26 protein-coding genes are annotated in these 26,310 nt (G+C 74.4%); 12 read left to right on the top strand and 14 right to left on the bottom strand.

Annotation, left to right across the window (positions count from 1 at the left end; translation table 11 throughout):
• Positions 1-49: 49 nt before the first annotated feature.
• The gene (locus tag OOK31_RS16715; protein WP_267088023.1) at positions 50-2,380 is read left to right on the top strand and encodes an Orn/Lys/Arg decarboxylase N-terminal domain-containing protein; all 2,331 of its coding nucleotides are present in this window, start codon (positions 50-52) and stop codon (positions 2,378-2,380) included.
• Between the two features lie 49 nt (positions 2,381-2,429).
• On the opposite strand, the gene OOK31_RS16710 is transcribed toward OOK31_RS16715, so the two are convergent.
• The 4 genes from OOK31_RS16710 to OOK31_RS16695 form a co-directional block, all read right to left on the bottom strand.
• The gene (locus OOK31_RS16710) at positions 2,430-4,160 is read right to left on the bottom strand and encodes an acyl-CoA dehydrogenase family protein (RefSeq protein ID WP_267088022.1); all 1,731 of its coding nucleotides are present in this window, start codon (positions 4,158-4,160) and stop codon (positions 2,430-2,432) included.
• 90 nt (positions 4,161-4,250) lie between these two features.
• Positions 4,251-4,808: a PadR family transcriptional regulator gene (locus tag OOK31_RS16705; RefSeq protein ID WP_267088021.1), complete on the bottom strand. Its 558-nt coding sequence runs from the start codon at positions 4,806-4,808 to the stop codon at positions 4,251-4,253.
• A 202-nt stretch (positions 4,809-5,010) separates the two neighbouring features.
• Positions 5,011-5,364, bottom strand: coding sequence for a hypothetical protein (locus OOK31_RS16700; RefSeq protein WP_267088020.1), 354 nt, complete (start codon positions 5,362-5,364; stop codon positions 5,011-5,013).
• The gene (locus OOK31_RS16695) at positions 5,361-6,323 is read right to left on the bottom strand and encodes a LysR family transcriptional regulator (RefSeq protein WP_267088019.1); all 963 of its coding nucleotides are present in this window, start codon (positions 6,321-6,323) and stop codon (positions 5,361-5,363) included. Before OOK31_RS16695 ends, OOK31_RS16700 begins: the two co-directional genes overlap by 4 nt.
• An 89-nt stretch (positions 6,324-6,412) precedes the next feature.
• On the opposite strand from OOK31_RS16695, the gene OOK31_RS16690 reads away from it, so the two are divergent.
• On the top strand, positions 6,413-7,336 hold the full coding sequence (locus OOK31_RS16690) for a zinc-binding dehydrogenase (RefSeq protein ID WP_267088018.1): 924 nt from the start codon (positions 6,413-6,415) through the stop codon (positions 7,334-7,336).
• Positions 7,333-8,319 carry a S9 family peptidase gene (locus tag OOK31_RS16685; RefSeq protein WP_267088017.1) on the top strand — a complete coding sequence of 329 codons (987 nt, stop codon included), beginning with the start codon at positions 7,333-7,335 and terminating at the stop codon, positions 8,317-8,319. The genes OOK31_RS16690 and OOK31_RS16685 overlap by 4 nt, the downstream gene beginning before the upstream one ends.
• 27 nt (positions 8,320-8,346) lie before the next feature.
• Here the strand turns inward: OOK31_RS16685 and OOK31_RS16680 are convergent, their stop codons facing one another.
• Both OOK31_RS16680 and OOK31_RS16675 read right to left on the bottom strand, forming a co-directional pair.
• Positions 8,347-9,447, bottom strand: a complete 1,101-nt coding sequence (locus tag OOK31_RS16680) for a DUF5954 family protein (RefSeq protein ID WP_267088016.1) — start codon at positions 9,445-9,447, stop codon at positions 8,347-8,349.
• A gap of 177 nt (positions 9,448-9,624) precedes the next feature.
• Positions 9,625-10,149 (bottom strand): hypothetical protein, encoded by a 525-nt coding sequence (locus tag OOK31_RS16675; RefSeq protein WP_267088015.1) that lies wholly within the window; start codon positions 10,147-10,149, stop codon positions 9,625-9,627.
• 242 nt (positions 10,150-10,391) lie between these two features.
• Between OOK31_RS16675 and dacB the strand changes: the two genes are divergently transcribed.
• Positions 10,392-12,008, top strand: a complete 1,617-nt coding sequence (dacB, locus tag OOK31_RS16670; protein ID WP_267088014.1) for a D-alanyl-D-alanine carboxypeptidase/D-alanyl-D-alanine-endopeptidase — start codon at positions 10,392-10,394, stop codon at positions 12,006-12,008.
• A gap of 67 nt (positions 12,009-12,075) precedes the next feature.
• Here the strand turns inward: dacB and OOK31_RS16665 are convergent, their stop codons facing one another.
• The 4 genes from OOK31_RS16665 to OOK31_RS16650 form a co-directional block, all read right to left on the bottom strand.
• Positions 12,076-13,344 (bottom strand): cytochrome P450, encoded by a 1,269-nt coding sequence (locus tag OOK31_RS16665; RefSeq protein ID WP_267088013.1) that lies wholly within the window; start codon positions 13,342-13,344, stop codon positions 12,076-12,078.
• A gap of 9 nt (positions 13,345-13,353) precedes the next feature.
• Entirely contained in the window at positions 13,354-13,788 is a 435-nt protein-coding gene (locus OOK31_RS16660; RefSeq protein ID WP_267088012.1) for an ATP-binding protein, read from the bottom strand.
• A gap of 148 nt (positions 13,789-13,936) precedes the next feature.
• Positions 13,937-14,173: a hypothetical protein gene (locus tag OOK31_RS16655; protein ID WP_267088011.1), complete on the bottom strand. Its 237-nt coding sequence runs from the start codon at positions 14,171-14,173 to the stop codon at positions 13,937-13,939.
• A 194-nt stretch (positions 14,174-14,367) separates the two neighbouring features.
• Positions 14,368-14,571, bottom strand: coding sequence for a cold-shock protein (locus OOK31_RS16650; RefSeq protein ID WP_267088010.1), 204 nt, complete (start codon positions 14,569-14,571; stop codon positions 14,368-14,370).
• A gap of 320 nt (positions 14,572-14,891) precedes the next feature.
• On the opposite strand from OOK31_RS16650, the gene OOK31_RS16645 reads away from it, so the two are divergent.
• A complete protein-coding gene (locus OOK31_RS16645; RefSeq protein ID WP_267088009.1) occupies positions 14,892-15,098 on the top strand; it encodes a three-helix bundle dimerization domain-containing protein in 207 nt (68 codons plus the stop codon).
• Positions 15,099-15,135: 37 nt separating this feature from the next.
• Here OOK31_RS16645 and OOK31_RS16640 read toward each other — a convergent pair whose 3' ends face one another.
• Positions 15,136-15,414 carry a hypothetical protein gene (locus OOK31_RS16640; protein WP_267088008.1) on the bottom strand — a complete coding sequence of 93 codons (279 nt, stop codon included), beginning with the start codon at positions 15,412-15,414 and terminating at the stop codon, positions 15,136-15,138.
• A gap of 154 nt (positions 15,415-15,568) precedes the next feature.
• Here OOK31_RS16640 and OOK31_RS16635 point away from each other — a divergent pair, with 154 nt between their 5' ends.
• The 4 genes from OOK31_RS16635 (at position 15,569) to OOK31_RS16620 (ending at position 19,221) form a co-directional block, all read left to right on the top strand.
• Positions 15,569-16,561, top strand: a complete 993-nt coding sequence (locus tag OOK31_RS16635) for a GlxA family transcriptional regulator (RefSeq protein WP_267088007.1) — start codon at positions 15,569-15,571, stop codon at positions 16,559-16,561.
• A 92-nt stretch (positions 16,562-16,653) separates the two neighbouring features.
• Positions 16,654-17,277 (top strand): isochorismatase family protein, encoded by a 624-nt coding sequence (locus OOK31_RS16630; RefSeq protein ID WP_267088006.1) that lies wholly within the window; start codon positions 16,654-16,656, stop codon positions 17,275-17,277.
• An 87-nt stretch (positions 17,278-17,364) separates the two neighbouring features.
• Positions 17,365-17,973, top strand: coding sequence for a hypothetical protein (locus OOK31_RS16625; RefSeq protein WP_267088005.1), 609 nt, complete (start codon positions 17,365-17,367; stop codon positions 17,971-17,973).
• Positions 17,974-18,072: 99 nt separating this feature from the next.
• Positions 18,073-19,221: a cation diffusion facilitator family transporter gene (locus tag OOK31_RS16620; protein ID WP_267088004.1), complete on the top strand. Its 1,149-nt coding sequence runs from the start codon at positions 18,073-18,075 to the stop codon at positions 19,219-19,221.
• Here the strand turns inward: OOK31_RS16620 and OOK31_RS16615 are convergent.
• The gene (locus tag OOK31_RS16615; protein WP_267088003.1) at positions 19,145-21,001 is read right to left on the bottom strand and encodes a hypothetical protein; all 1,857 of its coding nucleotides are present in this window, start codon (positions 20,999-21,001) and stop codon (positions 19,145-19,147) included. The genes OOK31_RS16620 and OOK31_RS16615 overlap by 77 nt on opposite strands.
• Before the next feature lie 188 nt (positions 21,002-21,189).
• Here OOK31_RS16615 and OOK31_RS16610 point away from each other — a divergent pair, with 188 nt between their 5' ends.
• The 3 genes from OOK31_RS16610 to OOK31_RS16600 all read left to right on the top strand — a co-directional run bounded on the left by OOK31_RS16610 (position 21,190) and on the right by OOK31_RS16600 (position 23,795).
• Positions 21,190-21,924 (top strand): RICIN domain-containing protein, encoded by a 735-nt coding sequence (locus OOK31_RS16610; protein ID WP_267088002.1) that lies wholly within the window; start codon positions 21,190-21,192, stop codon positions 21,922-21,924.
• An 81-nt stretch (positions 21,925-22,005) separates the two neighbouring features.
• Positions 22,006-22,827 (top strand): trans-aconitate 2-methyltransferase, encoded by an 822-nt coding sequence (locus OOK31_RS16605; RefSeq protein ID WP_267088001.1) that lies wholly within the window; start codon positions 22,006-22,008, stop codon positions 22,825-22,827.
• A gap of 128 nt (positions 22,828-22,955) precedes the next feature.
• The gene (locus OOK31_RS16600; RefSeq protein ID WP_267088000.1) at positions 22,956-23,795 is read left to right on the top strand and encodes a dienelactone hydrolase family protein; all 840 of its coding nucleotides are present in this window, start codon (positions 22,956-22,958) and stop codon (positions 23,793-23,795) included.
• Here OOK31_RS16600 and OOK31_RS16595 read toward each other — a convergent pair.
• Both OOK31_RS16595 and OOK31_RS16590 read right to left on the bottom strand, forming a co-directional pair.
• Positions 23,792-25,033, bottom strand: a complete 1,242-nt coding sequence (locus OOK31_RS16595; protein WP_267087999.1) for a VWA-like domain-containing protein — start codon at positions 25,031-25,033, stop codon at positions 23,792-23,794. The two genes, OOK31_RS16600 and OOK31_RS16595, sit on opposite strands and share 4 nt — an antisense overlap.
• Positions 25,030-26,304: a MoxR family ATPase gene (locus OOK31_RS16590; protein ID WP_267087998.1), complete on the bottom strand. Its 1,275-nt coding sequence runs from the start codon at positions 26,302-26,304 to the stop codon at positions 25,030-25,032. Before OOK31_RS16590 ends, OOK31_RS16595 begins: the two co-directional genes overlap by 4 nt.
• Between the last annotated feature and the right edge of the window lie 6 nt (positions 26,305-26,310).

Here is a 26,310-nt window from a genome sequence, read left to right as displayed (position 1 = left end):
CCCGGATACTGGGCCCCGCCACGCCAACCGGTCAAGGAAGCGAGATCTCATGACGAACGGCACGGTCCTGCTGGCGCTGCGCGAGGATCCCCTGGGGGGCGGGGCGGGGACCGAACAACTCCGGCGCATCGGGAAGGAGTTGGAGAACAGGGGTCTGGACGTGCGCTGGGCACGGACCGCCCAGGACGCACAGGCCGCCCTGCGGACCGAGGCGGGACTGTCCGCGGCCGTCGTGGCCTGGGACCTGCCGGACGCACAGGGGCGTACAGGGGACGAGGGCGGCGGGGCGACGCTGCTGCGCCGGATCGGCCGGCGTTTCAAGGACCTGCCGGTGTTCCTCGTCATGGCGGACGAATCCGATCAGGACCTGGAGAGACTGCCGCTGTGGGTGTCCGAGGCCGTGGTCGGCTACGTGTGGCCGCTGGAGGACACCGCTCCCTTCATCGCCGGGCGGGTCGTCAGCGCCGCCCGCTCGTACGAGAAGAACCTGCTGCCGCCGTTCTTCGACGCGCTGCGCCGCTTCGACGACTCGCACGAGTACTCCTGGCACACCCCGGCGCACTCGGGCGGCGTCGCGTTCCTCAAGTCCCCGGTGGGGCGGGTGTTCTTCGACTACTTCGGCGAGCGGCTGCTGCGCAGCGACCTGTCGATCTCGGTCGAGGAACTGGGCTCCCTGTTCGAGCACAGCGGTCCGATCGGTGAGGCCGAGCGCAACGCGGCGCGCGTGTTCGGAGCGGACCGTACGTACTTCGTACTGCACGGCAACTCGACGGCCGACCGGATGGTGGGCCACTACTGCGTCACCGCCGACGAGATCGCGCTCGTCGACCGGAACTGCCACAAGTCGGTGCTGCACGGCCTGGTGATCTCCGGTGCCCGGCCCGTCTACCTCGTCCCGACGCGCAACGGCTACGGCCTGGCGGGCCCACTGCCCCCGCACATGACCGAACGGGCCGCGGTGGCGGCCCGGGTCGCGGCCAACCCCCTGACAGCGGGGGCCGTCTCCGACGCGGCCCAGTACGCGGTGGTCACCAACTCCACGTACGACGGGCTGTGTTACGACACGGTCCAGCTCGCCCGTGCGCTGGCGCCGAGCACGCCCCGGCTCCACTTCGACGAGGCGTGGTTCGCCTACGCGCGCTTCCACCCGCTGTACGCCGGCCGCTACGGGATGGCCGTCGGCCCGGACACCTTCGAAGGGCCGCAGCGGCCGACGGTCTTCTCCACCCAGTCGACGCACAAACTTCTCGCCGCCCTCTCGCAGACCGCCATGGTCCACGTCAGGTCCGCGCCCCGGGCCCCCGTCGAGCACGAACGGTTCAACGAGGCGTTCATGATGCACGGCACCACCTCGCCCCTGTACCCGGCCATCGCCTCGCTGGACGTGGCCGCCGCGATGATGGACGGCCCGCAGGGGCAGTGGCTGATCGACGAAGCGGTGACCGAGGCCGTCCGCTTCCGCCAGGCGGTCGTGCGGACCGGCCGACGCATCGCGAAGGCCGGCGACCGCCCCGCCTGGTTCTTCGGCGTCTGGCAGCCCGACACCGTCGCCGATCCGGCGGGCACGGGCCGCATCCCCTTCGCCGACGCCCCGGCCGGGCTGCTGAGCGGTGATCCCGCCTGCTGGCGGCTGGAGCCCGGCGCCGACTGGCACGGCTTCGCCGGGCTCGAGGACGGCTACTGCATGCTCGACCCGGTCAAGGTCACCCTGACCTGTCCCGGTGTGGACGCCACCGGGGCGACCGCCGAGCGGGGCATCCCCGCCCGGATCCTGACCTCGTACTTGGCGAGCCGGGGCATCGTGGTGGAGAAGACCGACAGCTACAGCACCCTCATCCTCTTCTCCATGGGCATCACCAAGGGGAAGTGGGGCACGCTGCTGGACGCCCTGATGGACTTCAAGGCGCTCTACGACGCCGACACCCCGCTGGAGCGCGTCCTGCCCGCCCTCGTCGCGCGGCACCCGCAGCGCTACGCCGCGGCCACGCTGAGCGGGCTCTGCCAGGAGATGCACGAGCACCTGAGCAGGGCGGAGCTCGTCATCGCCCTCGACGCGGCGTTCCAGCAGCTGCCGCGGCCCGTCGTGCCGCCGCAGGCGTGCTACCGGCAGCTGATCCGGGGCGGCACCGAACGCGTACGCCTCGGCGAGGCGGCCGGCCGGGTCGCCGCGGCCATGGTGACGGTCACCCCGCCCGGCATCCCGGTCCTGATGCCCGGCGAGTCCCTCGGGGACACCGACGGCCCACTGCTGCGCTACCTGCGCGCCCTGGAGGCCTTCGACCGGGTCTTCCCGGGCTTCCGCAGCGAGACGCACGGGGTCACCGTCGACGAGGAGAGCGGCGACTACCTGATCGAGTGCGTCCGGGCCGGCCGGGTCTGACGGCGGGCCGTCCCGGGCGGGTTGCTCCCGCCCGGGACGGGGCGAGGTGTTACGGCGCCATCTCGTAGGCGCCGGCCAGCGCCTCGACGCGCGCCCAGACGCGGGCCGCGCGGGCCTCGTCGACGACGGGCCGGCGGACCGCGCCGAGCGCCCAGCCCTGCTGGTCGGCGGTGGCGGAGTCCTTGCCGTACAGCTCCACCGCGTGCGCGGAGAAGTCGCGTACGAGGACGCCGAAGAGCTCGTCGAGCACGTCCTCGTCCAGCGCGGTCAGCTTCGCCTGCTCCAGGATCAGCTGGCCGTGGACGACCAGCGCGAACAGCTGGCCCACGGCCAGGAGCAGGTCGAGGTCCCGGCTCTGCGCCTCGTCGGGGGCGGCCGTACGGACGAACTCGCAGAGAGCGTCGGCCTGTTCACGGAAGCGCGCGACGTTGGGGACGGCCGCGTACGCCTCGTAGGCCGGGCGCCAGTCGTGGAAGCGTACGGAGCCCAGGCCCCGGGCCGGGCCCTGGCGGAAGAGGAACGCGTCGTCGGCCGCGTCGAGCCGGGTCGGGACGGGGGCGTACTCGGCGGGCTCCAGGAGGTGGTTGCGCATGAACTTGAGGATCAGGGCGAGGTTGACGTGGACCGTGCCCTCCAGCTTCGGCAGTCCGCGGATCTCCACGGCGGCCTGGGCGAAGTAGGTGTCCTTCTCGAAGCCCTTGGCGGCGATGACGTCCCACATCAGGTCGATGACCTTCTCGCCCTCCGTGGTCACCTTCATCTTGGTCATCGGGTTGAACAGCAGGTAGCGGCGGTCGTCGGGGCCGGCGGAGCGGAAGTAGTCGACGGCGCGGTCGCTGAACAGCTTCATCCCGACGAGGCGGACGTAGGCGTCGGCGAGCTCGCGGCGCACGTGCGGGAAGGCGGTGACGGGACGGCCGTACAGGATGCGGCTGTTCGCGTGGGTGACGGCCTCGTACATCGCGTGCTCGCAGATGCCGATCGAGGCGGTGCACAGGTTGAACTTGCCGACGTTGACGGTGTTGAGGGCGGCGTCGAAGGCGGCGCGGCCGGTGTGCAGGACGTCCTCGGCGCGGACCGGGTAGTCCTCCAGGCGGAACTCGCTGACGTACTTGGAGGAGTCGACGACGTTCTTCACGAGGTGGTAGGCGGGGTGGCGGCTGTCGGCGGCGAAGAAGACGTAGCCGTCGGGGCCTTCGACGTCGGTGCGGCGGCCGAAGACGGAGACCAGGCCGGCGGCGTTGCCGTTGCCGATGTAGTACTTCGAGCCGGTGGCCCGGAAGCCGCCGTCGGCGCTGCTGTCCGGCTCCAGCAGCATGTCGGTGGAGTAGATGTCGGCGCCGTGGGTCTTCTCGGACAGGCCGAAGGCGAACACCTCGCCCTCGGTGAGGAGTTCGGCGGCGCGGGTGCGGGCGGCGGCGTTGTCGCTCTGCCAGACCGGGCCGAGGCCGAGGATGGTGACCTGCCACGCGTACCAGTAGTCCAGGCCGTAGAAGCCGAAGATCTCGTTGAGGGCGGCGATCCGCGCGGTGTCCCAGCGCTTGTCCCCCTCGTGCGGGCCGGCCTCGGGGGCGGGGGTCAGGAAGGTCGCGAAGAGGCCCTCCTTCGCGGAGAAGGCGAGGAAGTCCGCGAGCCAGGCACGGGAGCGGTAGTCCTCGATCAGCTTGCGCTTGCCGCGGGCCTCGAACCAGTCGACGGTGGCGCGCAGCAGCCGGCGGGTCTCGGGGTCGAAGTGCGTGGGGTCGTAGGTCCGCGGGTTGAACAGCAGCGGGTCCGTCACGGAGGGCCGCCTTTCGTGTCGAGGGGTCGGATGGTGCCTGCGGTCAGCGGTCAGGCCGGCCGGCCCGGTGGGGGGCCGGCCGGGGTGTTGTCAGCGCTCGGCCAGCCGGTGGAGCGTGGCGAGTACGTCCTCGAGCCAGGCCAGCGTCATCCGCTCGTAGGCGATGCCGCCCCGGAGCACGACGTGCTGGAGCTCGCGCCCGGCATCGGAGGCGACGGGAGGTGCCTCGGGGCCGGTGAAGTCGCGCGATTCCCCCGCGAGGTAGTGCGCGAGCCGGTCGGCGTGCGCCTGGTGGTGCCGCTCGACCTCGCGGCTCAGCGCGGCCGGGTCGTCGAAGGCCGCGCCGCGGATCTTCACGGCGAGCTCGTGGCGGACGTTGTCGGGCTGGATCGGCTCGTGGAGCCAGGAGGCGAGTGCGGCCCGGCCCGCCGCGGCGACGGAGTACTCCTTCTTGTCCGGCCTGGCCTGCTGGGCCACTTCACGGACGTCGACCCAGCCGTCGCCCTCCATGCGCTTGAGGACGCGGTAGATCTGCTGGTGGGTGGCGGTCCAGAAGTATCCGATCGACCGGTCGAAGCGACGGGCCAGCTCATAGCCGGAGCCGGGCTTCTCCAGCAGGGAGACGAGGATCGCGTGGTCGAGCGCCATACCCCGATCCTTCTATGCAACTCGTTGCATAGACAAGCGCCACGGCCCGGGTGAGACGCGGCTCACCCGGTACGGGGGCGATTGCGGCGGCGGGCGTGACGCGGGGGCGGGCCGCTCGTTGGTGAGGACGTCAGCGAAGTGACAGCCGAAGACCCCGGGACGCCCCCACGGCCCCGGGGTCTTGGTGTGTCCGGCCGCCCGATCAGGGGGCGGGCACGCTCCGGTCGGCGCCGGTCCGCGGGTCGAAGTACCTGACCCGCCAGCCGGGGCCCAGCTCCCGCGCGAGCCGGACGGCCAGCTTCTCCCCGGTCCGGGCGAAGGCCAGCTCGGCCTCCGGCGTCGGGAAGGCGGAGGAGGCGGGGTCGTCCCGGCACAGGATCGCGTCGAACTCCGCCGCCCAGGCGTCCAGCCGCGCGGCCAGGTCCGGCGTCAGGCCGAGGTCCGGGTCGTGGGGCGACAGGTCGCCGACGTTCTCCCCGGGCCACAGGGGGTGGCACTCGTAGTCCGCCAGCACCCGGATCGTGCGCGGCTGCTCCTCGTCGTTCCCGGGTGTCACCGGCCACCGCCTCTCATGTCCGCGATCTCCTCGTGGGGTTCCGGCAGCCAGTCGCGCGCCGGGTCGTACTCCAGCCAGCGGCTGCGCCCCGCCTCCGCGGCGAGGGCGCCCACGAGCGCGTCCGGCGCGGGGTGCCCGCCGGGGCCGGCGCGCCACAGCAGCGACCAGGCGTACAGCGGCGTCGGGTCCACCAGCGGGACGGCCCGGATCCCCGGGAGGGGCGGGAGCGGTGCGTCGGCCGGCATCAGCGCGAAACGCCGGGCGTCGCCGGCCAGGCCGGCGAGGAAGTGGTCCAGTCCCAGGTTCGGGCCCTCGGCATGGTCGCGGACGCCGAAGCGCTCGGCGAAGCGGCGCAGGAAGTCGAGCCGGTCCAGCGCTCCGGGGGTCCACAGCACGCTGTCCCCCAGCTGGTCCGGGCGCAGTTCGGACGCCGCCGCCAGGGGGTGACCGGCGCCGAGGACGGCGTCCACCGGCTCCAGCCGTACCAGCCGGTGCGTCAGGCCCGGGGGCAGGGGCGGGTGGACGCGGCCGAACGCGGCGTCGACCTCCCCCTGGAGGAGGGCCGCCGCCACCGACGGCAGGTCGCGGGCGTGGCCCGGTTCCACGGGCACCGGGCCCAGCGGCGCCGCCACCCGGGCCAGCGTCCGCATCGGCGCGTACAGGTGGCCCCATACGTCGACCCGTAGCGGCCGGGGCTCGTCCCGTACGGCGGCCACGGCCTCGTCTGCCGCGGCCAGGGTCCGCCGGGCCGGGTCCAGGAAGCGGCGCCCGGCTTCGGTGAGTCCCACGCCGTGGCCGCCGCCGCGGACGAAGAGGGCGGCGCCGAGTTCCGTCTCCAGCCGGGCGATCCTCTTGGACAGCGCCTGCTGGGAGATCGACAGCGTGCCGGCCGCCCGCCCGAAGTGCAGTTCCTGCGCGGTCCGCACGAAGGCGCGCACCTGCGCCAGGTCAAGATCCACGTCTCCCACCTTAGGCGACAACCGGTGGTTGTGGCATCGGCCGGTGCGTTGTTGGACCGTCGCGGACCGCTGCGGCTGTCATGGTCGCCATGCAGAGACTGATTCCCACAGGAGATCCGGCGCGTCCGGTGGAGTTCACCGACGACGCCCAGCCGGTGCCGGCGGCCGACGAGGCGCTGGTCAGGGTGGAGGCGTTCGCGCCCAACCGGGGCGAGACCTTCCTTCTCGAGAAGCCGAAGCCCGGTCTGGTTCCCGGCAAGGACATCGCGGGGCTGGTGGTGCAGGCCGCCGCCGACGGCTCGGGGCCGCCGGTCGGTGCCCGCGTCGTGGGCCATCCGCCCCGGGGCGGCTGGGCCGAGTACGTGGCCGTGCCCACGCATTCGCTGGCCGTGCTGCCCGACGGCATCGACGCCGTCCGGGCCGCCGCGCTGCCGCTGGCCGGGATCACGGCCCTGCGGCTGCTGCGCGCCGCCGGCGGTGTGACGGGCCGGCGCGTCCTGCTGACCGGTGCGTCGGGTGGCGTCGGCCACTACGTGTGCGAACTGGCGGCCGCGGCCGGAGCGGAGGTCACCGCGGTGACGGCCACCGCCCAGCGGGGCGAGCGGCTGCGCGCGCTGGGCGCGACGGCGGTCGTGCACGATGTCGCCGAGGCGCGGGGGCCGTTCGACGTGGTGCTGGAGTCGACCGGTGGTGCCGCGCTGCCCCTCGCGCTGGCCGCGCTGGCCCCGGGCGGCACGCTGATCTGGTTCGGCCAGGTCAGCCGGACCCCGGTGACGCTGAACTTCTTCGACTTCTTCGCCGGACCCGAAGGCGCCTCGATCCGGCACTTCCACTACGCCGGCGCCCCGTACGGCGGTGACCTGGCCACGCTGGTCCGCCTCGTGGACGAGGGGCGGCTGCATCCGGAGATCGGCCGGGTCGCCGACTGGGGGCAGACCGCCGAGACCCTCGTCGACCTGCGCGAACGCCGGATCCGCGGCAAGGCCGTGCTGACCACGGGGGTGGCTCGATGAGCGCCGCGGACTTCGCCGCCGCCCAGCTGACCCGGGCGACCGGCGCGGGGCTCGATCCGCACGAGTACCTGCGCGTCGCGGGCGGGGCGGCCTCCGTCGAGGCCTGGAGCGAGGCTCTGGTGGCCACCGCCCGGCAGTACCTGGCCCGTGCGGAGGGCGCCGCCTCGGCCGTCTCCGCGGGCGAGTACCAGCAGGTGGCGGCGCGCTGGTTCCACTTCGCCACCCTGGCACCGTTCGGGGACCGCGCGGACGCCGCCGGGGAGGCGGACGCCGCCATGGGCCGGGCCCTGGCCCTCCTGGAGCCCGGCTCCCGCCGCATCTCGGGTCCCGGCTTCGCGGGCTGGCTGCGCGGACCGGCCGACGCGGCGGGCACCGCGGTGGTGGTGCCCGGCCTGGACTCCGGGAAGGAGGAGTTCCACGCCCTCACCTCGGCGCTGCTGCGCAGGGGCCTGGCCGTGTTCACCATGGACGGACCCGGCCAGGGCGCGCTGGCCGCCACGACGACCGTCGAGGCTGACTACCACCGGGTGATCGGCCGGGTCGTCGACGCGCTCGGCGTCGAGCGCGTCGGCCTCGTGGGGCTGAGCCTGGGCGGCTACTACGTCGCGCAGAGCGCGGCCCGCGAACCCCGGGTGGCGGCCGCCGCGACCGTGAGCGGTCCCTTCCGGATCGACTGGGAGGTACTGCCGCCCGTGCTGCGCGACATCATCGCCGGGCGCGCCGGCGGGTCCGGCCCGGCCCGTGAGTTCATCCGCCGGGTCGACCTGACCGAGGAGGCACCCCTCATCGGCTGCCCGCTCCTGGTGGTGGACGGCGGCGAGGACGTGATCCCCGGCGTCACGAACGGGGAACCGCTGGCCCGCCTCGCCCCGCGCGGCGAGTACCTCCTCGTCCCGCACGGGGACCACCTGCTGGGCAACGCCCGTCCCGACTGGCTGGCGGCGACGGCCGACTGGCTCGCCGGAGCGCTCGCGGCGGGCTGACGGGTCCTGCGGCGCGGCGGTCCGGCCTCAGGGTTCGGGCAGGATGCGGCCGTCCTCGTCCAGCAGGGGGTGCATGCGGACCGGGTCCTGACTGTTGACGTCGGACGGGCGGGGGCCCTCCGGGCCGTCGGGGCCCCAGCGCAGCAGGCGGCGGGTGCGGGCGATCCGGTACTCGGCGCCCTGGAACTCCAGCCGGTCGACGCGGCCGCCGGCCCGGAGCGCGTCGGCGGCCCCGGCGTACGCGGCCAGTTGGGCGGCCCGCCGGTCGGCCGGGGCCCCGCCGCCCGGTGCACCGCCCGCCGCCCAGGTGCGGGCGTCGGCCTGCGGGTCGGCGTCGTGGGGGATGTGGCCGTGCATCCGGGGCCACATCCACGTGAGGGCGAAGTCCAGCGACTTGCGGGCGTCGTGCGCGGTCGCGTGCGGGCCGCTGACCGGCTTCCAGCTGCGCGTCCTGCGCTCCACGACCGTGAACGTCGCGGGCAGCAGCAGGACGTCCGGGTGGGTGTCGAGCGCCCGGCGCGCGTCGGCCCGTACGTCCTCGGGGAACCGCTCCCCGGTGTAGCGCAGGCCGCGCAGCGCGAGCTGTTCGACGACCTGGGTGGGGGTGACCGGCGCGCCCGGGTCCAGGAGCAGGCCGTCGTCGATCGCCGGGCTCCCGCTGCCGCGGTTCCAGTCGGGGACGGGCGGCTCCGGGTCGGTCGGGCGCGGCTGTTCCATGCCGTCGGGGCCGGCGGCGGCGTACTCCTCGGCCCGTACGATGCGGTACCTGGTCCCGTCGACGGAGAGTTCGTCGACGCGCTCGGTCTCCAGCCGGGCGACCGCCGCGAGCAGGGCGCGCCGCTCGGCCCGGTCCCGGGCGTGGTCCTTCGCGCGGAACCACAGCTGTGAGTTCAGCCCGTCGCGGGACAGTTGCGGGCAGCCGTCCGTCACGGCGAGGACCACCCGCCAGCGCGGCCCGTCGCCCTCGCCCTGGGACGCGACCCCGAACAGCGGGCCGCGCACCACGACATCGCCCGCCCGCGCCACGGCGTCGACGGCATCGGCCTCCATCGCCGCTTCCACCGGCTCCACCGGTACCCGCACCACCAGCGGCCGCGAACCGCCCGGTCCCGCATACCCACGATCCATGCCCCCATGGTGCCGCCCGGGGCGGGGCACCGTGCGGACATCACGATTCCTCCACCCTCGGATGTGCCGCGGGAGGGGGAAGCGCCTGACGCGGGCCGAAGCCCCCGTACCCATCCCTGCCCCGGTCCGGGGCGGGTGGGTACGGGGGCTTCGGCCCGCGTCGGACGGGACGGTCCGTCAGAGGGAGCTCTTCGAGGCGCTGACGACGACGCACTCCTTGTACTCGCTGCCGTTGCCCTTGCCGGTGTACGGCGTCGTGGCCTCGGTCTGCTGGGAGGCACCCGCCTTCACGGTGAGGGCCGACACCTGGGCCTGGGCCGGGTTCGCCGCGGCGGTGGAGGCGGCGTCACCACGGAACTTCATCGTGATGTTGTACTTGTAGTCCAGGGAGCCGCTGTTGGTGACGGTCAGCTTGGCGACGAGGTTCTTGCCCGAGGCGTCCAGCTTGCACCCGTCGATCCGGATGTCGCGCTCGGCCTTGTCCCTGCTGCTGGAACCGCCGGGGACGGAGACACCGCCCGAGGTGCTGCTGCTACTGCTGTCATTGCTGCCGCCGCTGGTGCCGCCGCTGGAGCTGCTGGAGCCCGACCCGGAGCTGTGGCTGCTGCCCCCGCAGCTGCCGCCGTGGGATCCACGGGCTCCGGTGAGGGCGACGATGGCGATACCGAAGACGGCGACCGCGCGGACATGGCGAAGCTTCACGTTCAAACCCCGTTGACGTAATCAGTGGATGAGAAGGCCCGTTTTGACGAGCGCACGTCACCATAACAGCGGTTCGGGAGCGCTCGCGGACACCCGCCGCGCCCCCGGCGCGACCGTGCGCGGGCCCCGGACGCACCGGCCGCGGGACATGAGCGGTATCGGGTGACATGCGTACGGAATCCGGTCGTGCCACGCTGTTCCCAGGCCTCGGGAGCAGACAGCCGCGACGAACGGAGCGCGCTGTGAGAAGTCGTCCGGTCCACACCGCGCCGCTGCGGCGCGCGGCGGCCGCCGCCTGCGCCGCCCTGCTGTTCACCGCGCTCGCCTCCGGTACGGCCGCCGGAGCAGGTCCCTCGCCGTCCGGTGACGGGGACACCGGCCTGGGCGGACTCGACCCGCGCATCGTGGAGATCATGCGCAAGCCCGAGTACCGCCATGCGCGGTGGGGGCTGCTGCAGACGCAGCCGGACGGCGGGCGCGTGGTGCGCAGCCTGTCCGCCGGGGAGTTCTTCATCCCCGGGTCCACCGCCAAGCTGCTCAGCGTCTCGGGCCCGTGGCAGACCCTCGGCTCGGACCACCGCTTCGTGACGCCCGTGTACGCGGTCGGCGAGCGCAGCGGCGCGACGCTGACCGGGGACCTCGACCTCGTCGCGCAGGGCGACCTCACCATGGGCGGCAGGACGCGCCCCGACGGTACGGTCGCGTACACCGACCTCGACCACACCTACGCCAACGACTTCCCCGGCGCGACCCTCACCCCGGAGAACCCCCTCGCCGGGATCGACCGGCTCGCCCGGCAGGTCCGCGACTCGGGCATCACCCGCGTCGACGGCGACGTGGTCGTCGACAGCCGGCTCTTCGCCCCCGATCCGGTTCTCGACCCCACCCCGACGCCGCTGATCGTCAACGACAACCTCATCGACCTGCTGACCACCCCCGGGGACCGGGCCGGTGCGGACGCCCGGCTGCTGTGGCGGCCGCGGGTCGCCCCGTACGAGGTCACGTCCACGGTGAAGACGGTCGCGGCCGGGAAGCCGACCGCGGTCACGGTGACGGCCACCGAAGGCGGCACCCGTATCCGGCTGTCGGGAACGATCGCCGCGGACGCCGCACCCCTGCTGCGCACCTCGCCGGTCACCGACCCGGCGGCCTTCGGCCGTACGGCGCTGATCGAGGCGCTCGGACGGGCCGGGGTGCGGGTCACCGCCGACCCCACGGGCCCCAACCCGACGGGCCGGCTGCCGCGCGACTACGCGGGCCGGGCGCGGGTGGCCGAGTACACTTCACCGCCCTTCGCCCAGTACGCCAAGCTGATCCTCAAGGTCAGCCACAACCTGGGTGCCAACCTCGGCATCTGCCTGATGGCGGTCAGCGCCGGCAGCGACGGTTGCGAGGACGGATTCCCGGTGCTCGCCGCCTTCCTGGACCGGGCGGGCGTCGACCGCGAGCAGGCGGAACTCATGGACGGCCGGGGCGGCAACCCCGCCGACCGCGCCACGCCGCGGGCGCTGGTGCAGATGCTGGCCTTCTGGCAGCGCAGCCCTGACGCGCGGCTGTTCCGGGAGGCACTGCCCATCCTCGGCGTCGACGGTCTGCTGGCGGAGAACTGCCGCAGCTGCCCGGCGCGCGGGAAGGTGTTCGGCAAGACCGGCGCGGCCGTCGGAGGGGACGCCCTCAACGACCGCCTGTCCGTCGGCGCGATCACGATCGCCGGCTACCTCGACAAGGGCGGAGGCCGCTTCGACACCTTCTTCGCGGGCGTCAACGGCGCCTCCACACCCACCGAGAACCCCGAGGAGGTGGTGGGCATCGCGAACGACCTCGCCCTGATCGCCGCCTACCTCCAGGAGTCGCCCTGACCCTTGGCCCCCTCCGTGGGCTGGACCGCGCACATGAAGGTGCGGGACGTGACGGCGGCCTGACCCGTCAGCGCGTCCGCGTCGAGCCGTGCGGACGGCTCCTCGACCGGGATGCGGTTTCGATGGCGAACCCGCTGCGCGGGCGGGTGGGGATCCGGCTCAGCGGGATGGTCAGGTCCTGGTGCGGTACGGCGAAGTCCAGGTGGGCGAGGGCCGGCGCGAGTGTGGTGAGCAGGGACAGGGTGATGTCCTCGCCCGGGCACCGGTGGCCGGTCCGGGGGTCGCCGGCGCCCTGGGGGATCAGTGCGCCGGGCTCGGGGTCGTGGCCCAGGAAGCGTCCGGGGGCGAAGTGGTACGGCTGTTCCCACAGCGCGGGGTCGTGGTGGTGCCCGTACACGTCGAGGAGGAGGAGCGTGCCGGCCGGGACGTGGTCACCGGCGAAGACCAGGTCGTGTGCGGCCACCCCCGCGACGAACGGTACGAAGGGGTAGAAGCGGCGGACTTCGTGGGCGAACGCGCGGGCGTGGGCCGGGTCGTCGGTGCGCAGCACGTCACGCTGGCCGGGGTGGCGGTGGAGGGCGTGCGCGGCGAAGGTGACGAACCAGGTGACGGCGACGGTGGGACGGATGACGTTCAGGAGTTCGACGGCGGCCGTGTGCGGTTCGAGGAGGGTGCCGTCCGGTTCACGGTGCAGGGCGACCGTCTCCAGCACCGTCCCGGAGGTCAGGTGCGGGTGGTCGGCGCGGACGCGGGTGACGGCGGCCATGAGGGCCTGTTCCTGGCGGTGCCGGGCGCGGCGGGCCCGTAGGTGCCGCGGCCCGGCGGTGGCGAAGCCGTCCACCATGGCCACGCAGTCCTGGCCGATCTCCCGGGCGGCCTCCTCCGGGACCGGAAGGCCCACCCAGTCGCAGACGGCTCCCGCGAGCAGGGTGGCCACCTCGTCGAAGAGCACCACCCTGCGGTCCTCCCATCCGGGCAGCGCCTCGCGCCAGCCGGTGTCCACCCGGGCGGTCAGGCCGCCGACGTCCACCGGCGACATGAGCAGCGACACCAGGAGCTGCTTGCGCACCCGGTGGCGTTCGCCGTCCAGGGTGTGCACGGCTCCCCTGCCGAAGAGGGTGTCGATCACCGGGGCCGGCACGGCGTCGTGCCGCTGGACCCGGCTGTCGTCGTAGAAGAAGGCGACGGCCTCCCGGCCGTGCAGCAGTACCGCGGGCCGCCCCATGAGCCGGGTGCGCACCAGCGGCGCGTCCTGGTGGGCGCGGCGCAGGTCCGGTGCCCAGGCGTAGCCGTGGGTGAGGAGGGACAGGGTGCTGTCGACGAGCAGAGCGGACATGCCGGGCGCCTACCCGGCCCGGGGGCTCGCATGCGGGACGTGGACGTGGATGGTCTTGCCGCCCCGCACCGCGTGGTGGCGGATCTCCACGTCGGTCCCGAGCCGGTTGACCAGGTGCCATCCCCATCCGCCCTCGCCGCGGCGGTCCGGCGGCCGGGGCCGTGGATCGGCGTTGCTGGTGTCCGTGACGTCGACGTCGACGCCGTCGGGCCGCACCTGGAGGTCCAGGGCGCAGCCTCCGGCGGTGTGGCGGACGGCGTTGGTGACGAGCTCGCTGATCACCAGCAGGGTCGCGTCCAGGGCGACGGGCGGTACCGCGGGCTGCCCGTGCGCGGACGGGGCGAGGAAGCTGCGGGCGGCATGGCGGGCGTCGGCCGCCGCGGCACTGCCGTCCAGGTCCACGTGCAGGTGCGGGGTCAGGGTCGGGGTCGGGTGGAAGTGCATGGCACCGGCTCTCCATGAGCCTCGTGTCCGCTGCGTGCGGGACGCAGCGCTTGCTCCCGCGCTCCTGCCCGGTCCTGTCCTGTTCACTCGTCGCGAACCGGGGCCCTGCGCCGGCGGCGGCTCGGTGGCCGGGCCGCGCGGGCCGGTCTCAGTGCGTGCTCCAGTGGTACTTGCCGCCGCCGACCCACCGGACCTCGCCCGGGTCGTCCAGGTCGTGGATCGTGGCGCCGAGCGCCGCGGCGGTCAGGAGCACGTCGATCATGGACCTGGCGGTGCTCACGACTTCACCGTCGACCTCCACGATGCGGAACGGCGGGGCGCCGGGTTGCACGCCGAGCACCGTGACGCGCGCACGGGAGAGGTAGGGAATTCCGCCTTCGGTCATGCGCCACTCGCCTCCGTCGCGCCCGCCGCCCAGGGCGCGTCTGGTCCGCCCCGCGTTCGGTACCGCAGGGCGGCAGCAGGCGTCTGCCCGGCTTCCGCGGTCTCAAACGGCGGACCGTTGCCCGGGACGGGGCGGGGATACGACTCCGCTCCCGGAGCTGTGCTCCGGGAGCGGATCGACACGCGTGCGCCGGGTCAGGCGACCGTGATGTTCTCCGCCTGCGGGCCCTTCTGGCCCTGCGTGACGTCGAAGGTGACGGCCTGGCCTTCCTGGAGCTCGCGGTAGCCGGTGGAGTTGATGTTGGAGTAGTGCGCGAAGACGTCCGGTCCGCCGCCGTCCTGCGCGATGAAGCCGAAGCCCTTTTCGGAGTTGAACCACTTCACGGTTCCGCTGGCCATGCCGGTGCCTCTCAGTCGATGTCGGGTCCGCACCGCGCGAACCCGGAGGTGATCGTCCTGGTCCTGCACTGCACAGCAAAACGCCCACGCCAGGGCGCGGGCAGGGACTGCGAACCACGACAGCTGCCGCAGACGCTACACGCCGGAACCGCGGGCCACCAGAGAGCAACGATCACTGCCTGGATTTTCCGGCCGCCCTCGCCGGCGCCGTTCCGTTCGCCACCGAGGGGGTGTTGACGCAGGGAAGACCGGCCTGGTGCCTTGGGCTGGTCCACAGTGGAGTCCAGCGCTCCCCACCCTGCGACGAGAGGCTGCCCTTGATGACGGCGGGACCGGATGACACCCTGACCATCCTGCACCTGACCGAGCGGCTGCTGAGGGACTATCCCGACGCGGGCGAGGAGGCGGTGCGCCGGGCGGTCGCCACGGCGTACGCCGAGCACCGTTACGCGCGCGTGCGGACGTACATGCCGGTGCTGATGGAGCGCCGGGCGCGGGACCTGCTCGCGGCGGCCCAGGAGGGGTGATCCCGCCCGGGCCGCCGCGTCGCTCCCGCCGGCCGCGTCATGTGTCGCTGAGTGCCAGGCACTTGGACTTCCGGGTGAGGCCGCGCAGGCTGTCGTGGAGGGCGACGAGGGCGTCGCCGGCGGGCCGGCGGCCCTCCTTGAACGAGAGCTCGACGGCCGGTTCGCGCCCGTAGGTGGTGAAGACCCACGCACCGCCCCGCTTCGCCCTGTCGTCGTAGTCGGCGAGCGTCCGGTCCACGGCGGCGGCCGCGCACACGACCGCGACGGCCGCTGTGACGGCGGCCCACAGGGCCTGTTTGCGCCTGCGCACCGTCATGTCCCCCCGAACCGGTGTAGGAAATTCCCGCCGCCGAGCCTATCGGCGGGCGCCGCGGCGGCGACGCCCGGGCCGCGGATCCGGATGTCCGCGTGTCCGGATGTGACAGTCAGCCGTCATTGCGGTCATCGGTGGCGGCGCCCAGGATGGGGGCATGCCCCTTCCGCACCGTGTCGTCATCGCGGTCTTCCCCGATGTCGACCTCCTCGACGTCACCGGCCCGGCCGAGGTCTTCGCGCTGGCCAACCGCGAGACCGGCGGCCGCGCCGGCTACGAGGTCCGGCTCGCCGGGCCGGCCTCCGGTGAGGTGCGGACCTCGGCCGGTGTGCGCCTGCTGGCCGATCTGGCCTTCGACGAGGTCGGCGGGCAGGTGGACACCCTGCTGGTGCCCGGCGCGGTCGAGATGACCGACGACGGCCCCGTGGCCCTGGTCGACCCCCGGGTCGTGGCGTGGGTGGAGCAGACCGCCCCGCACGCCCGGCGGGTGGCGTCGGTGTGCGTGGGGGCGCACGTGCTGGCGGCCGCCGGGCTGCTGGACGGGAGGACGGCGACCACCCACTGGTCGACCGCCGCCCAGCTCGCCGCCGACCATCCGGCCGTCACCGTCGACCCGGACCCGATCTTCGTCCGCACCGACCGCGGCCGGCTGTGGACGGGCGCCGGGATCAGCGCCTGCCTGGACCTCGCGCTCGCCCTGGTGGCCGAGGACCTGGGCGAGGACGTCGCACTGGCGGTGGCGCGGCAGCTGGTGATGTACCTCAAGCGGCAGGGCGGGCAGAGCCAGTTCTCCGTACCGCTCAGCCGGCCCGCGTCGGCCCGGCGCGACATCGACGCGCTGCGCCTGTGGATCGCCGACCACCTCGACGAGGACCTGTCGGCCGAGGTCCTCGCCGCCCGGATGTGCCTGAGCGAGCGGCACTTCGCCCGCGTCTTCAAACAGGAGACGGGCGCCAGTCCCGCCGCCTACGTCGAAGCCGCGCGGGTCGAGGTGGCCCGGCGGCTGCTGGAGACCGGCGACGACCCGCTGGAGCACGTCGCGGTGGCGGCCGGGCTCGGCTCGGCCGAGACCCTGCACCGGGCGTTCCGGCGGCAGCTCGCCACCACGCCCGCCGCCTACCGGCGCCGTTTCCGCACCCAGCCGGCCTGACGGCCCGACGGCCCGACCACCCCTTTTCCCCGAACACACCGGCACGGCGGACGGCTTCGCCGTGCCCGGAACATCCCGACGAAAGGCGTCCCATGACCACGCACCAGCCCTCGACGACCCTGCGCGACCTCAGCGGCCTGGACGACCGGGCGCCCCGGCTGAGCGAGTCCGTCCTGATCCTGATCGACTTCCAGAACACCTACCGGACCGGCGTCATGGCCCTGGAAGGCGCCGAGGAGGCCGTCGCGGCCGGCGCCCGCCTGCTGGAGCGGGCCCGCGCCGCGGGCGTCCCCGTCGTCCACGTCGTCAACGACGGCGGCGAGGGCACCCCGTACGACATCCGCGCCCACATCGGCGCCATCAGCGACGAGCTCGCCCCCGTCGACGGCGAGGCGGTCGTGGTCAAGCAGGTCCCCAACGCCTTCCACTCCACCGAACTGGAGAAGACGCTGACCGGCCTGGGCTTCGGACCGGGCAGCGGCAAGGACCTGGTCCTGGCCGGGTTCATGACCCACATGTGCGTCAACTACACCGCCGAGGGCGCCTTCTACCGCGGCTACCGTCCCGCCGTCGTCGCCGAGGCCACGGCCACCCGCGCCCTCACCGCCCCCGACGGCTCCGTCCTGCCCGCCGCCGCCCTCCAGAGCGCGGCCCTGACCACCGTCACCGACCTGTTCGGCACCGTCGTCCCCACCGTCGACGCCTTGCAGGACTGACACCCCGGCCGCCGGGCGCCGCGGTGTTGACCTCGGTGCCCGGCGGGCGGATGAGGGGCTGTCAGTGGGGGTCGGTAGGTTCGGGGCATGAGTTCCTCCTTGAGTGTGTATCTGCTGGACCTGAAGGCCACGCACGCCCTGGTCGGGTCGGGCGACGAGCAGTTGCTCGGGGTGATCCGGGAGCGGTTCGGCGCCGACCTGGAGCACGACGACGACTGGTTCGACTCCGAGATCGAGAACGGCGCGCCCACGGCCTTCGAGGCGCTCCGGGCCGTGGTGCACGGCGGGCCCTTCAGTGACGACTCCGCGCACGCCTTCCAGTACGGGTACGCCTTCAAGCGGCTGTGCTCGCTGACCGGTTCGTTCCTCGACAACTCGTCCTTCTCGCCGTTCCGGGGCGACTGGCTGTCCACGGTCGACGAGGGGCTGAAGGCCCTCGGTATCACCGCCGTGTCCGTGCAGGACCTCAGCTTCGGCGGTCTGCCCCGGGCGTTGCCGTACACGTACATGCCCGGCTGCGGCGAGTGGACGCCCGAGGAGTGTGCGCGGGCGCTGGAGCAGTTCGAGGAGACCAAGCGGCTGGGCCACGCGCCGCCGCTGGATCCCGAGGTGGTCGAGGCCGTCATGGACGTCATCGGCTGGCTGCGGTACACGGAGAACCGCCCCGGCTTCGGCATCATCGGCTTCTGCTCCTGACGGGCCTGCCCCGCGGGCGCATCTGCGAGGGTGTCGCAGCTGGTCACGGCGCGTATGACGGCCATAGCCGCAAGGGGTTCCCTGTGCAACCGTAGGGGCATGGAGGGTCATACGCATGAGCATGGGCATGCGCACGCTCACTCGGTCGGACATGCGCACGGACACGAACACGGGCACGGCCGCGCCGGGGCGTCCCGGCTGTGGCACCGGGTCGTCCATCTGGTCCGGCCGCACAGCCACGATGCCGGTGACAAGGTCGACGCGGCGATGGAGACCTCCCGTGAGGGGATGCGCACGCTGTGGATCTCCCTCGCCGTGCTGGGGGCCACGGCCGCCGTCCAGGGGGTGATCGTCGCCCTGTCCGGCTCCGTGGCCCTGCTCGGCGACACGGTCCACAACGTCACCGACGCCCTGACGGCGGTCCCCCTCGGCATCGCGTTCCTGCTCGGGCGGCGGGCCGCGAACCGCCGCTACACCTACGGCTACGGCCGTGCCGAGGACCTCGCGGGGATCCTCATCGTGGCGGCCATCGCCGCCTCGGCCGCCCTGGCCGCCTGGATGGCCGTCGACCGGCTGCTGGACCCGCGCGACGTCACGCACCTCTGGGCGGTCTCCGCGGCGGCCGTCACCGGCTTCGCCGGCAACGAGTGGGTGGCCCGCTACCGGATCCGTACGGGGCGCAGGATCGGCTCCGCCGCGCTGGTCGCGGACGGGCTGCACGCCCGTACCGACGGGTTCACCTCGCTCGCCGTCCTCCTCGGCGCGGGCGGCGCGGCGCTGGGCCTGCGGGCGGCCGACCCGGTCGTGGGCCTGCTCATCACCCTGGCGATCCTCTTCGTCCTGGGGAACGCGGCGCGGGAGGTCTACCGGCGCCTGATGGACTCCGTCGACCCCGCCCTCGTCGAGGCCGCGGAGGGCGCGCTGCGCGGGGTGGAGGGCGTCCTGGACATCGGGCCGGTGCGCATGCGGTGGATCGGCCACTGCCTGCGCGCGGAGGCCGACATCGTGGTCGGGCCGCACCTGACCGTGGTGCGGGCGCACGAGCTGGCCGTCGCCGCCGAGCACGCCCTGATCCACGCCGTACCGAGGCTGACCGCGGCGACCGTCCACACCGACCACGCCCCCACCCCCGGCCACGACCCCCACGAGGCCCTCGCCCACCACGGACCGCTCAGTACAGGGGCGGCAGCCGGTCCGCCAGCAGTGCCAGCCCCTTCCTCAGGCGGCGGAAGTACGTGGCACGGCTGACGTGCACCTCGCGGGCGGCCTGGTGGTGGGTACGGGGCCGGCCGCTGAGGTAATAGGCGCGCAGGATGGCCCCCGCCTCCGCGTCGGCGGGGGCGTCGGCCAGCGCCAGTTCGAGTACGGCGTTGTCCAGCCAGCCGCGCAGCGCCTGCGGCGTGTCCAGGCCCGGGCGGGCCAGGAGCGGGCTGCGGGCCAGGGCGCGCGGGTCGCGGATGCGGGCCAGCGCCCAGGCGACGGCGTCCGGGGTGTCCGGTCGCGGGTGGCCGGCGGTGGCGAGGGTCCGCATCCAGGCGGGGAGCCCGGCGGGCGTGAAGTCGTGGCTGTAGACCTCGGGCCGGCGCCCGCAGCGGTAGACGTCGTCCCGGATTCCGCCGTGCGGGCGGAAGCCCAGCGCGCCCAGCAGGGTCTGGTAGTCGGGGCTGGCCGTGGACACCACCAGGTGCCCGGCGAGGACCGCCTCGGCCAGGATGTGCCGCAGGACCTGTGCGTGGGCGACCGGGTCCGCCGCGTACGCGGCTCCGAGGAACAGTCCGCCGGGGCGGTGGCGGGCGCCGTCCAGGAGGCCGGTGGCGTGCTGCTGGAGGAGCGGTTCGATGCCGGCCTGGGTGCCCTGTGCGACGGGCAGCAGGGCGGCCAGTCCCACCGGCCGGCCGGCCCGGTCGCGGGCCAGCCGGAAGGAGGCGGGGCCCGCCGCGTCCAGCCACTGGCCGGTGATCCGCTCGCAGCGCCGTACGTCGAACCCTCCGCGCACCGCCCATCCGCGCATCAGCCGGCCGATGTCCTCGGTATCCGCGGCGCGGGCGGGGCCGATCGCGGCGGATTCCTCGGCGGGCGGGAACAGTGAGCCGCGCAGGGTCGGGTCGCCGGACAGGAACAGGCCCTGTTCCACGAGCCGGGCCCGTTCCTCGGGGTCGCGGCGTTCGGTGAGCAGGGCCCGCCGGTAGTCGGCGGCGCGGGCGCGGAGCCCTTCGTGGTGCTGCGGGCGCCGCCACTGGTAGGCGAGTTCGAAGAGGGTGCGGAAGGGTTCGCGGACCGCCAGCCCGAGCCGTTCCCTGCGTACGAGGCTCAGCCCGGCCAGCGCCGAGAACAGTTCCGGGCCACCGCTCAGCAGCCGCTCGTCCCCGGCCCGTACGGTCGCCAGCAGGCGCAGGGCGTGCCGCCAGCGGCCGTTCCCGGTGGCGGCCGCGGGGCGTTCGCGGTCGAGGCGGAGCAGTACCTCCTCGGTCATGGCGTCGGCGACGGCGCCGGGGGCGTCGGCCGGGGTGCCCGCGAGCAGCGTCCGGGCGGCCAGCTGTGCCAGCAGCGGGTTCCCGCCGGCCAGCCGGACCGCGAGGGCCACCGCCTGCGGGTCGTCGAGGCCGCTCGCCCGGACCTGGGCCTCGACGGCCCGCTCCGGTGCGGGGTCGAGGGTCAGGGTGGTCAGGGGCCGGTCCGTCCAGCCGGCGGCGGCCCGCAGGGGGCGCCGGCCGGCCAGCAGCACCGGCCTGCGGGGCCCGCCGCGGCCGGCCGGCGGGTCTTCGAGGGCGGCGGCGACGGCTTCGGCCTGCCCGGGTCCGTCCACGCTGTCGACGAGCAGCAGTCCCCCGCCGGACCCGGCCGCCAGTGCGGCGCGGACCCGGGAGGCCGCCTCCGCGGCCCCCAGCCCGGACAGGTCGACGGTGTCCGCGACCGGCAGCCGCCGGGCCAGCCGGGACTTGCCGCTGCCGAGCCCGCCGCCGAGATGGACGGGCGGTCCCGCTTCCAGGGCGGCCCGCAGCGCCGCGAGCTCCTCGGTTCTCTCCACGCTCCCGGGACGATACCGACCCTGCATCCCGCCTGGTCAGCAGGCAACCAGCCGTTGTCTGGCCGGAGTTGACACCACGGTGAGACCGTCCGGCCGCGCCGCGCGGCTACTGTCGAGCCGACCGCGGGCCCGGCGGCGCCTTCCTTCTCCGTTCGACCACCGAACCCCTCTCCCGAAAGGAGCCACGCGTGAAGCTGGCTCGCTTGCTGTCGGCCGCTGCCGCAGCCCTGTTCACCGTCACGGCGCTGCTGGCCTCCCCGGCGGCCGCCACCCCGGCCGCCACCCCCGCCGCCGCCTCGGCGGCCCTGGCCCCGACCGCCCCGAAGTACTTCACCGGCATGGGCTACGGCCCGTACAACATCGCCGTCGAAGGTGCCTGGAGCAGTGCCTACGGCCAGGCCGTGGGCGAGGGCTACGCGACCTTCCGCTGCTCCAAGACCAACGGTCCGCGGGTGATACCGATCGGCGGCGACGGGTACTACCAGGCCGTCGTGGAGATCTACTGCAACCCGGCGCCGCCGGCCGGCTCCGGCCAGATCGTCGGCGTGCACTCGGGCAAGTGCCTGGACGTCAAGGGCGCGGGCACCAAGGACGGCACCCCGATCCAGATCTACCAGTGCAACGGCACGGACGCGCAGGCCTGGAAGCTGGAGGCCGACGGCACGGTCCGCGCGCTCGGCCGGTGCATGGACGTGCAGTTCGCCAAGACCGAGAACGGTTCGCTGATCGGGCTCAACGCCTGCCATCAGGGCCTGAACCAGAAGTGGGAGGTGCTCCCGGACGGTCTGCTGCGCAGCGTCCACTCGGGCAAGTGCCTCGACGCCCTGGGCTGGGCCACGGCCAACGGCGCCCGGGTCGGGCTGTGGGACTGCATGCCCACGGCCACCAACCAGCAGTGGCGGGGCAGCGCGCTCGGCACCTGATCCGGGCGGGGGGCCGGGGCACCGCGCCCCGGCCCCCGTCTCCGACGTGTGGCGTCCCCGGCCCCTTGCGACAATGGGTCCATGACCGGCACAGGGCCCCAGGGCCCGGGGCGCTACGGCGAGCGGGTCTTCCGCCCCGAGGCCGACGGCGAAGGGGACCGGATCGACCTCGGCTCCCTCACCTACGACGAAACGACCATGTCCCGGCTGCGACAGCTGGGCGTGGGCCCCGGCTGGACCTGCCTGGAGGTCGGCGCGGGGACCGGGACGGTGGCGCGCCGGCTGCTGGAGGAGGCCGGGGTCGCGGAGGTCCTCGCGGTGGACCGGGACGTACGCTTCCTCGCCGCGCACCCCGTGCCGGGGCTGACACCGCTCCGGGCGGACATCACCTCGGACGGCTTCTCCCCGGGCCTCTTCCGGCTGGTCCACGCCCGCTTCGTCCTCATGCACCTGCCGGACCGGCCCCGGCTGGTCGCCCGGCTCGCCGAACTGCTCGCCCCCGGCGGGGTCCTGGTGATCAGCGACGCCGTCGACCTGACGACGGACTCCGCGCCCCTCACTCCGTACACCCGCGCCGTGCGGGCCATGTGGCGCGGGCTGCGCGACAGCATCGGGACGGACGTGTCGCAGGTGGTCCGGCACCCCGAGCTGCTGCGGGCGGCGGGGCTGGAATCGGTGGCGGCCGAGATCCACGTACCGCCGCTGCTGCCGGGCAGCGCGATCAGCCGGTTCTGGGCGGACACCTGGGACCGGGCCCGGGCGGCCATGCTGGCGACGGGGCTCCTCGACGAGGCGCAGCTCGCCGAGGCCGTGCGGCTGCTGGACTCCCCCGGGTACGGCGGGCTGTCGCCCGGCATGCTCACGGCCTGGGGCTGGAAGCCCGGGGCGCCCGGAGCCTCGTAGGAGTCCGCTGGTTACTCCGGGGTAGGCCCGCCCCGTCCGGGTGTTGTACGGTCCCTCCCGTCAGCGGAAGGGTGGTGCCGTGCGTCGTCCATCGCGTGCGCCACGGTCGATGAGTGAGGCGGTCGTCCATGGCGGACCATGACCTGTCGGGCTTCGAGCGCGACGCGTTCACCCACGGGGGCAGCACGCGTCCCGTCCTGCGCCGCGGCAGCGGGCCCGCGGTGATCGTGATCGCGGAGATCCCCGGGATCACGCCGAAGGTCCTGGAGTTCGCCGAGCGGGTGGCCGCGCTGGGCTGCACGGCCGTGCTCCCGGTGCTGTTCGGCACGCCCGGCCGCGACCCCCACCCCACGGCCCGCGGCATGCTGCGGGGCGCCCTGTACACCGCGTCCAGCACCTGGAACGTGTGCGTGAGCCGGGAGTTCACCGTGCTGGCCACCGGCCGGAGTTCGCCCGTCGTGAGCTGGCTGCGCGCGCTGTCCGCGTACGAGCACCAGCGGTGCGGCGGCCCGGGCGTGGGCGCCGTCGGCATGTGCCTGACCGGCGGCTTCGCCCTCGCGATGGCCGTCGACGAGCATCTCCTCGTGCCCGTCCTGTCCCAGCCGTCCCTCCCCTTGGGCATCACCGCCCGCCGGCGCGGCGGCATCGACATCTCGCCCGAGGACCTCGCCACCGTCCGGGGACGCTGCGAGCGCGAGGGGCTCCAGGTGCTGGGGCTGCGCTTCAGGAGCGACCGGCTCACGCCCGACGCCCGCTTCGCGTTCCTGCGCCGCGAGCTCGGTGACGCCTTCGTCGCCGTCGAGCTCGAGGACGACGACGCCAACCCCGAAGCCGTGCTGCCGCCGCACTCCGTCCTCACCGAGCACCTCGTCGACCAGCCCGGGCAGGCCACCCGCGCGGCGCTGGACCAGGTGCTGGACCTGTTGCGGACCCGGCTGCTCCAGGACACCGCCGGGCCCGTCTCCTAGCCGATCTCGACCACGCGGGCCCAGGGCGGAGGCGCGTCCGGGACGTAGGTGGGGTCGTCCTCGTCGTAGGAGGTGGTCGTGTGGCGACGGGGGAAGAGGCCCACCACCGTGCGGCAGGGCGGCCGGGCGTCCGGCCAGGGGGTCTGGCCGTCCGTCAGGACCACGACCACGTCGGGGGCGGGCCGCGCCCGTAGCGCCCGGGCGAAGCCGGTACGCAGATCCGTGCCGCCCCCGCCGACGAGCGGGATCCCCTCGGCCCGGCACAGCTGGTGCACGGCCTGCGCGGACGCGTCGCAGGACAGGACGGTGACCAGGTCCCGGCGGCCGCCGACGGCCCGGGCGATCGCGGCGACCTCGTGGAGGGCGCTGCCCAGTTCGGCGTCGCTGACCGATCCGGAGGTGTCGATGACCACGGACACCCGGGGCGGCCTGCGCCGCAGGCTCGGCAGGACGACGCCGGGCAACCCGGCCGAGCGGCGCGAGGGGCGGCCGTAGGTGTAGTCCTCGCCCGCGCCCGCGCCGGAGGCCGCCGAACGGAGCGCGGCCCCCAGCAGGTCCCGCCACGGCTGCGGCGGGTGGAAGGCCTCCTCCGCCCACCGCCGCCAGCCCTTCGGGGCGCTGCCGGGGCGCCCCGTGATGCCCTGCGCCACCCGGAAGCGGACGGCGTCCCTCTCCTGTTCGCTGAGGCCGTGCGCCCCGTCGGGCCCGAGGTCCCACTCCCGGTCCAGTCCGTCGGCCCCGCTGCCGCAGTCCAGCCAGGCGAGGCCCTCCGTACGGGGGCCGAGGCGGAACCGGCGCAGGTACTCCTCCATGAGCTCGCCGGTGGGGAGCCCCAGCAGCCCCGGTTCGACGGCGCCTTCGGGGGTGGCGAGCCCGTCGCCGAAGGCGTCGTCGTTGATCTCGCAGTCGGCGGCGATGTTCATCCGCAGCCGTTCGGCCGCTCCGGTCAGACCGTGTTCGCGGGCGAAGCGGTCGCTGCGCCCGTGGTGGTCGCGCAGCAGGTGGGACACCTCGTGGACCCACACCCCGGCCAGTTCCTCCACGGGGGTACGGTCCACGAAGCCCGGGGAGACGTAGCACCGCCAGTGCCGGTCGACGGCCATCGTCGGCACCCGCCTCGACTCGACGGTGCGCAGGGCGAACAGCGCGGTCGCCAGGTAGGGGCGGGCGCGTACGGCCTGGAGCCGGGCGGCGTAGAGCTTGTCGATGTCCAGCGGCGCGGGCGCGGCCCCGGTCACCGGCCGGCCTTCGCGGCGGTGCGGGCGGCCGCCCGGTCGGCCCGGCGGGACAGGGCGACCGCCCCGGCGAGCCGTTCGATGGAGGCGGGGACGTCCCAGTCCTGCCGGCGGAGGGCGGCGAGGGTGGTCGCGGGGACGACGACCAGGTCCGGGGCCCCGGTGTCCAGGGCCCTGACCAGCAGGGCCCACGCCGCGTCCCAGCGCGCCCGGTCGGGGCGGGCGCGGACCGCGGCCACGACGCCGTCGAGTACGGCCTGGCGCAGGTCGCCCCGTTCGGGCAGGACGGCGCCGGCCGGGTCGGCGAGGAGGCTCTCGGGGTCGGGCAGGTCCATCCGGTCGAGGCCCGCGAGGAGTTCCAGTCCGGGGCCGTCCCCCACGGTGCCCCTGACCAGCAGGGACAGTACTTCGCGGGAGGAGCCGGCGGCGGTCGCGAAGGCGATCAGGGACAGGGTCATGTCCCAGCTGCGGGGTGAGGGCCAGGGGCCGCCCCGGCGGGTTTCGCCGCTGGGCAGCCGGTGCACGAGGGCGGGGCGGGCGGCGAGCAGCCCGCACACGGCTCGGCGGGCGAGGTCCACGGCCTCGGGCAGCCGCTCCGGGTCGAGCCGGGGCAGGGTGGCCCGGGGCCAGGTGCCGCCGAGGCCGCGGACGACGACCTCGTGGTCGTGCGTCCACTGGAGGTGGACGAACCGGTTGGCCAGGGGCGGGCTCAGCTCCCAGCCGTCGGCGGCCGAGGAGCGCGGGTTGGCGGCGGCCACGATCCGTACGCCGGGCGGCAGTTGGAGCGCGCCGATCCGGCGTTCCAGTACGAGGCGCAGCAGGGCGGCCTGGACGGCCGGCGGGGCGGTGGACAGCTCGTCCAGGAACAGCAGGCCCCGGCCGGCCCGTACGAGGCGCACGGCCCAGTCCGGCGGGGCCATGGGCACGCCCTGTCCGGCGGGGTCGTCCCCGACGACGGGCAGTCCGGAGAAGTCGGACGGTTCGTGCACGCTCGCGATGACGGTGGTGAGCGGGAGGTCGAGGGCCTCGGCGAGCTGGGTCAGTGCGGCGGTCTTGCCGATGCCCGGCTCGCCCCACAGGAGGACGGGCAGGTCGGCGGCCACGGCGAGGGTCAGGGCCTCCAGTTGGATGTCGGGGCGCGGTTCGGTGGTGGTCGCGCGGAGCAGGGACAGCAGGTCGGCGGCGACGTCGAGCTGTGCGGCGGCGGGCGGGACGGCGGGCTGTGCGGCACGGGGCTGTGCGGCGGCGGGCGGGGCGTACGTGGTCAGGGGCATGGGTGA

Source organism: Streptomyces sp. NBC_00249, assembly GCF_026342355.1.
In the GTDB taxonomy this organism is placed as follows: Bacteria; Actinomycetota; Actinomycetes; order Streptomycetales; family Streptomycetaceae; genus Streptomyces.
The sequence above is the reverse complement of the archived record's forward strand: the minus strand, read 5'-3'. Positions and strand labels throughout refer to the sequence as shown.

Bases quoted from the DNA above. Each gene is read 5' to 3' on its own strand.
- OOK31_RS16605 (WP_267088001.1), top strand. From the start codon at position 22,006: ATGACCGGCACAGGGCCCCAGGGCCCGGGGCGCTACGGCGAGCGGGTC.
- OOK31_RS16690 (WP_267088018.1), top strand. From the start codon at position 6,413: ATGCAGAGACTGATTCCCACAGGAGATCCGGCGCGTCCGGTGGAGTTC.
- OOK31_RS16680 (WP_267088016.1), bottom strand. From the start codon at position 9,447: ATGGATCGTGGGTATGCGGGACCGGGCGGTTCGCGGCCGCTGGTGGTG.
- OOK31_RS16685 (WP_267088017.1), top strand. From the start codon at position 7,333: ATGAGCGCCGCGGACTTCGCCGCCGCCCAGCTGACCCGGGCGACCGGC.
- OOK31_RS16625 (WP_267088005.1), top strand. From the start codon at position 17,365: ATGAGTTCCTCCTTGAGTGTGTATCTGCTGGACCTGAAGGCCACGCAC.
- OOK31_RS16660 (WP_267088012.1), bottom strand. From the start codon at position 13,788: ATGCACTTCCACCCGACCCCGACCCTGACCCCGCACCTGCACGTGGAC.
- OOK31_RS16635 (WP_267088007.1), top strand. From the start codon at position 15,569: ATGCCCCTTCCGCACCGTGTCGTCATCGCGGTCTTCCCCGATGTCGAC.
- OOK31_RS16590 (WP_267087998.1), bottom strand. From the start codon at position 26,304: ATGCCCCTGACCACGTACGCCCCGCCCGCCGCCGCACAGCCCCGTGCC.
- OOK31_RS16715 (WP_267088023.1), top strand. From the start codon at position 50: ATGACGAACGGCACGGTCCTGCTGGCGCTGCGCGAGGATCCCCTGGGG.
- OOK31_RS16600 (WP_267088000.1), top strand. From the start codon at position 22,956: ATGGCGGACCATGACCTGTCGGGCTTCGAGCGCGACGCGTTCACCCAC.
- OOK31_RS16665 (WP_267088013.1), bottom strand. From the start codon at position 13,344: ATGTCCGCTCTGCTCGTCGACAGCACCCTGTCCCTCCTCACCCACGGC.
- OOK31_RS16650 (WP_267088010.1), bottom strand. From the start codon at position 14,571: ATGGCCAGCGGAACCGTGAAGTGGTTCAACTCCGAAAAGGGCTTCGGC.
- OOK31_RS16620 (WP_267088004.1), top strand. From the start codon at position 18,073: ATGGAGGGTCATACGCATGAGCATGGGCATGCGCACGCTCACTCGGTC.
- OOK31_RS16655 (WP_267088011.1), bottom strand. From the start codon at position 14,173: ATGACCGAAGGCGGAATTCCCTACCTCTCCCGTGCGCGCGTCACGGTG.
- OOK31_RS16630 (WP_267088006.1), top strand. From the start codon at position 16,654: ATGACCACGCACCAGCCCTCGACGACCCTGCGCGACCTCAGCGGCCTG.
- OOK31_RS16640 (WP_267088008.1), bottom strand. From the start codon at position 15,414: ATGACGGTGCGCAGGCGCAAACAGGCCCTGTGGGCCGCCGTCACAGCG.
- OOK31_RS16645 (WP_267088009.1), top strand. From the start codon at position 14,892: ATGACGGCGGGACCGGATGACACCCTGACCATCCTGCACCTGACCGAG.
- OOK31_RS16705 (WP_267088021.1), bottom strand. From the start codon at position 4,808: ATGGCGCTCGACCACGCGATCCTCGTCTCCCTGCTGGAGAAGCCCGGC.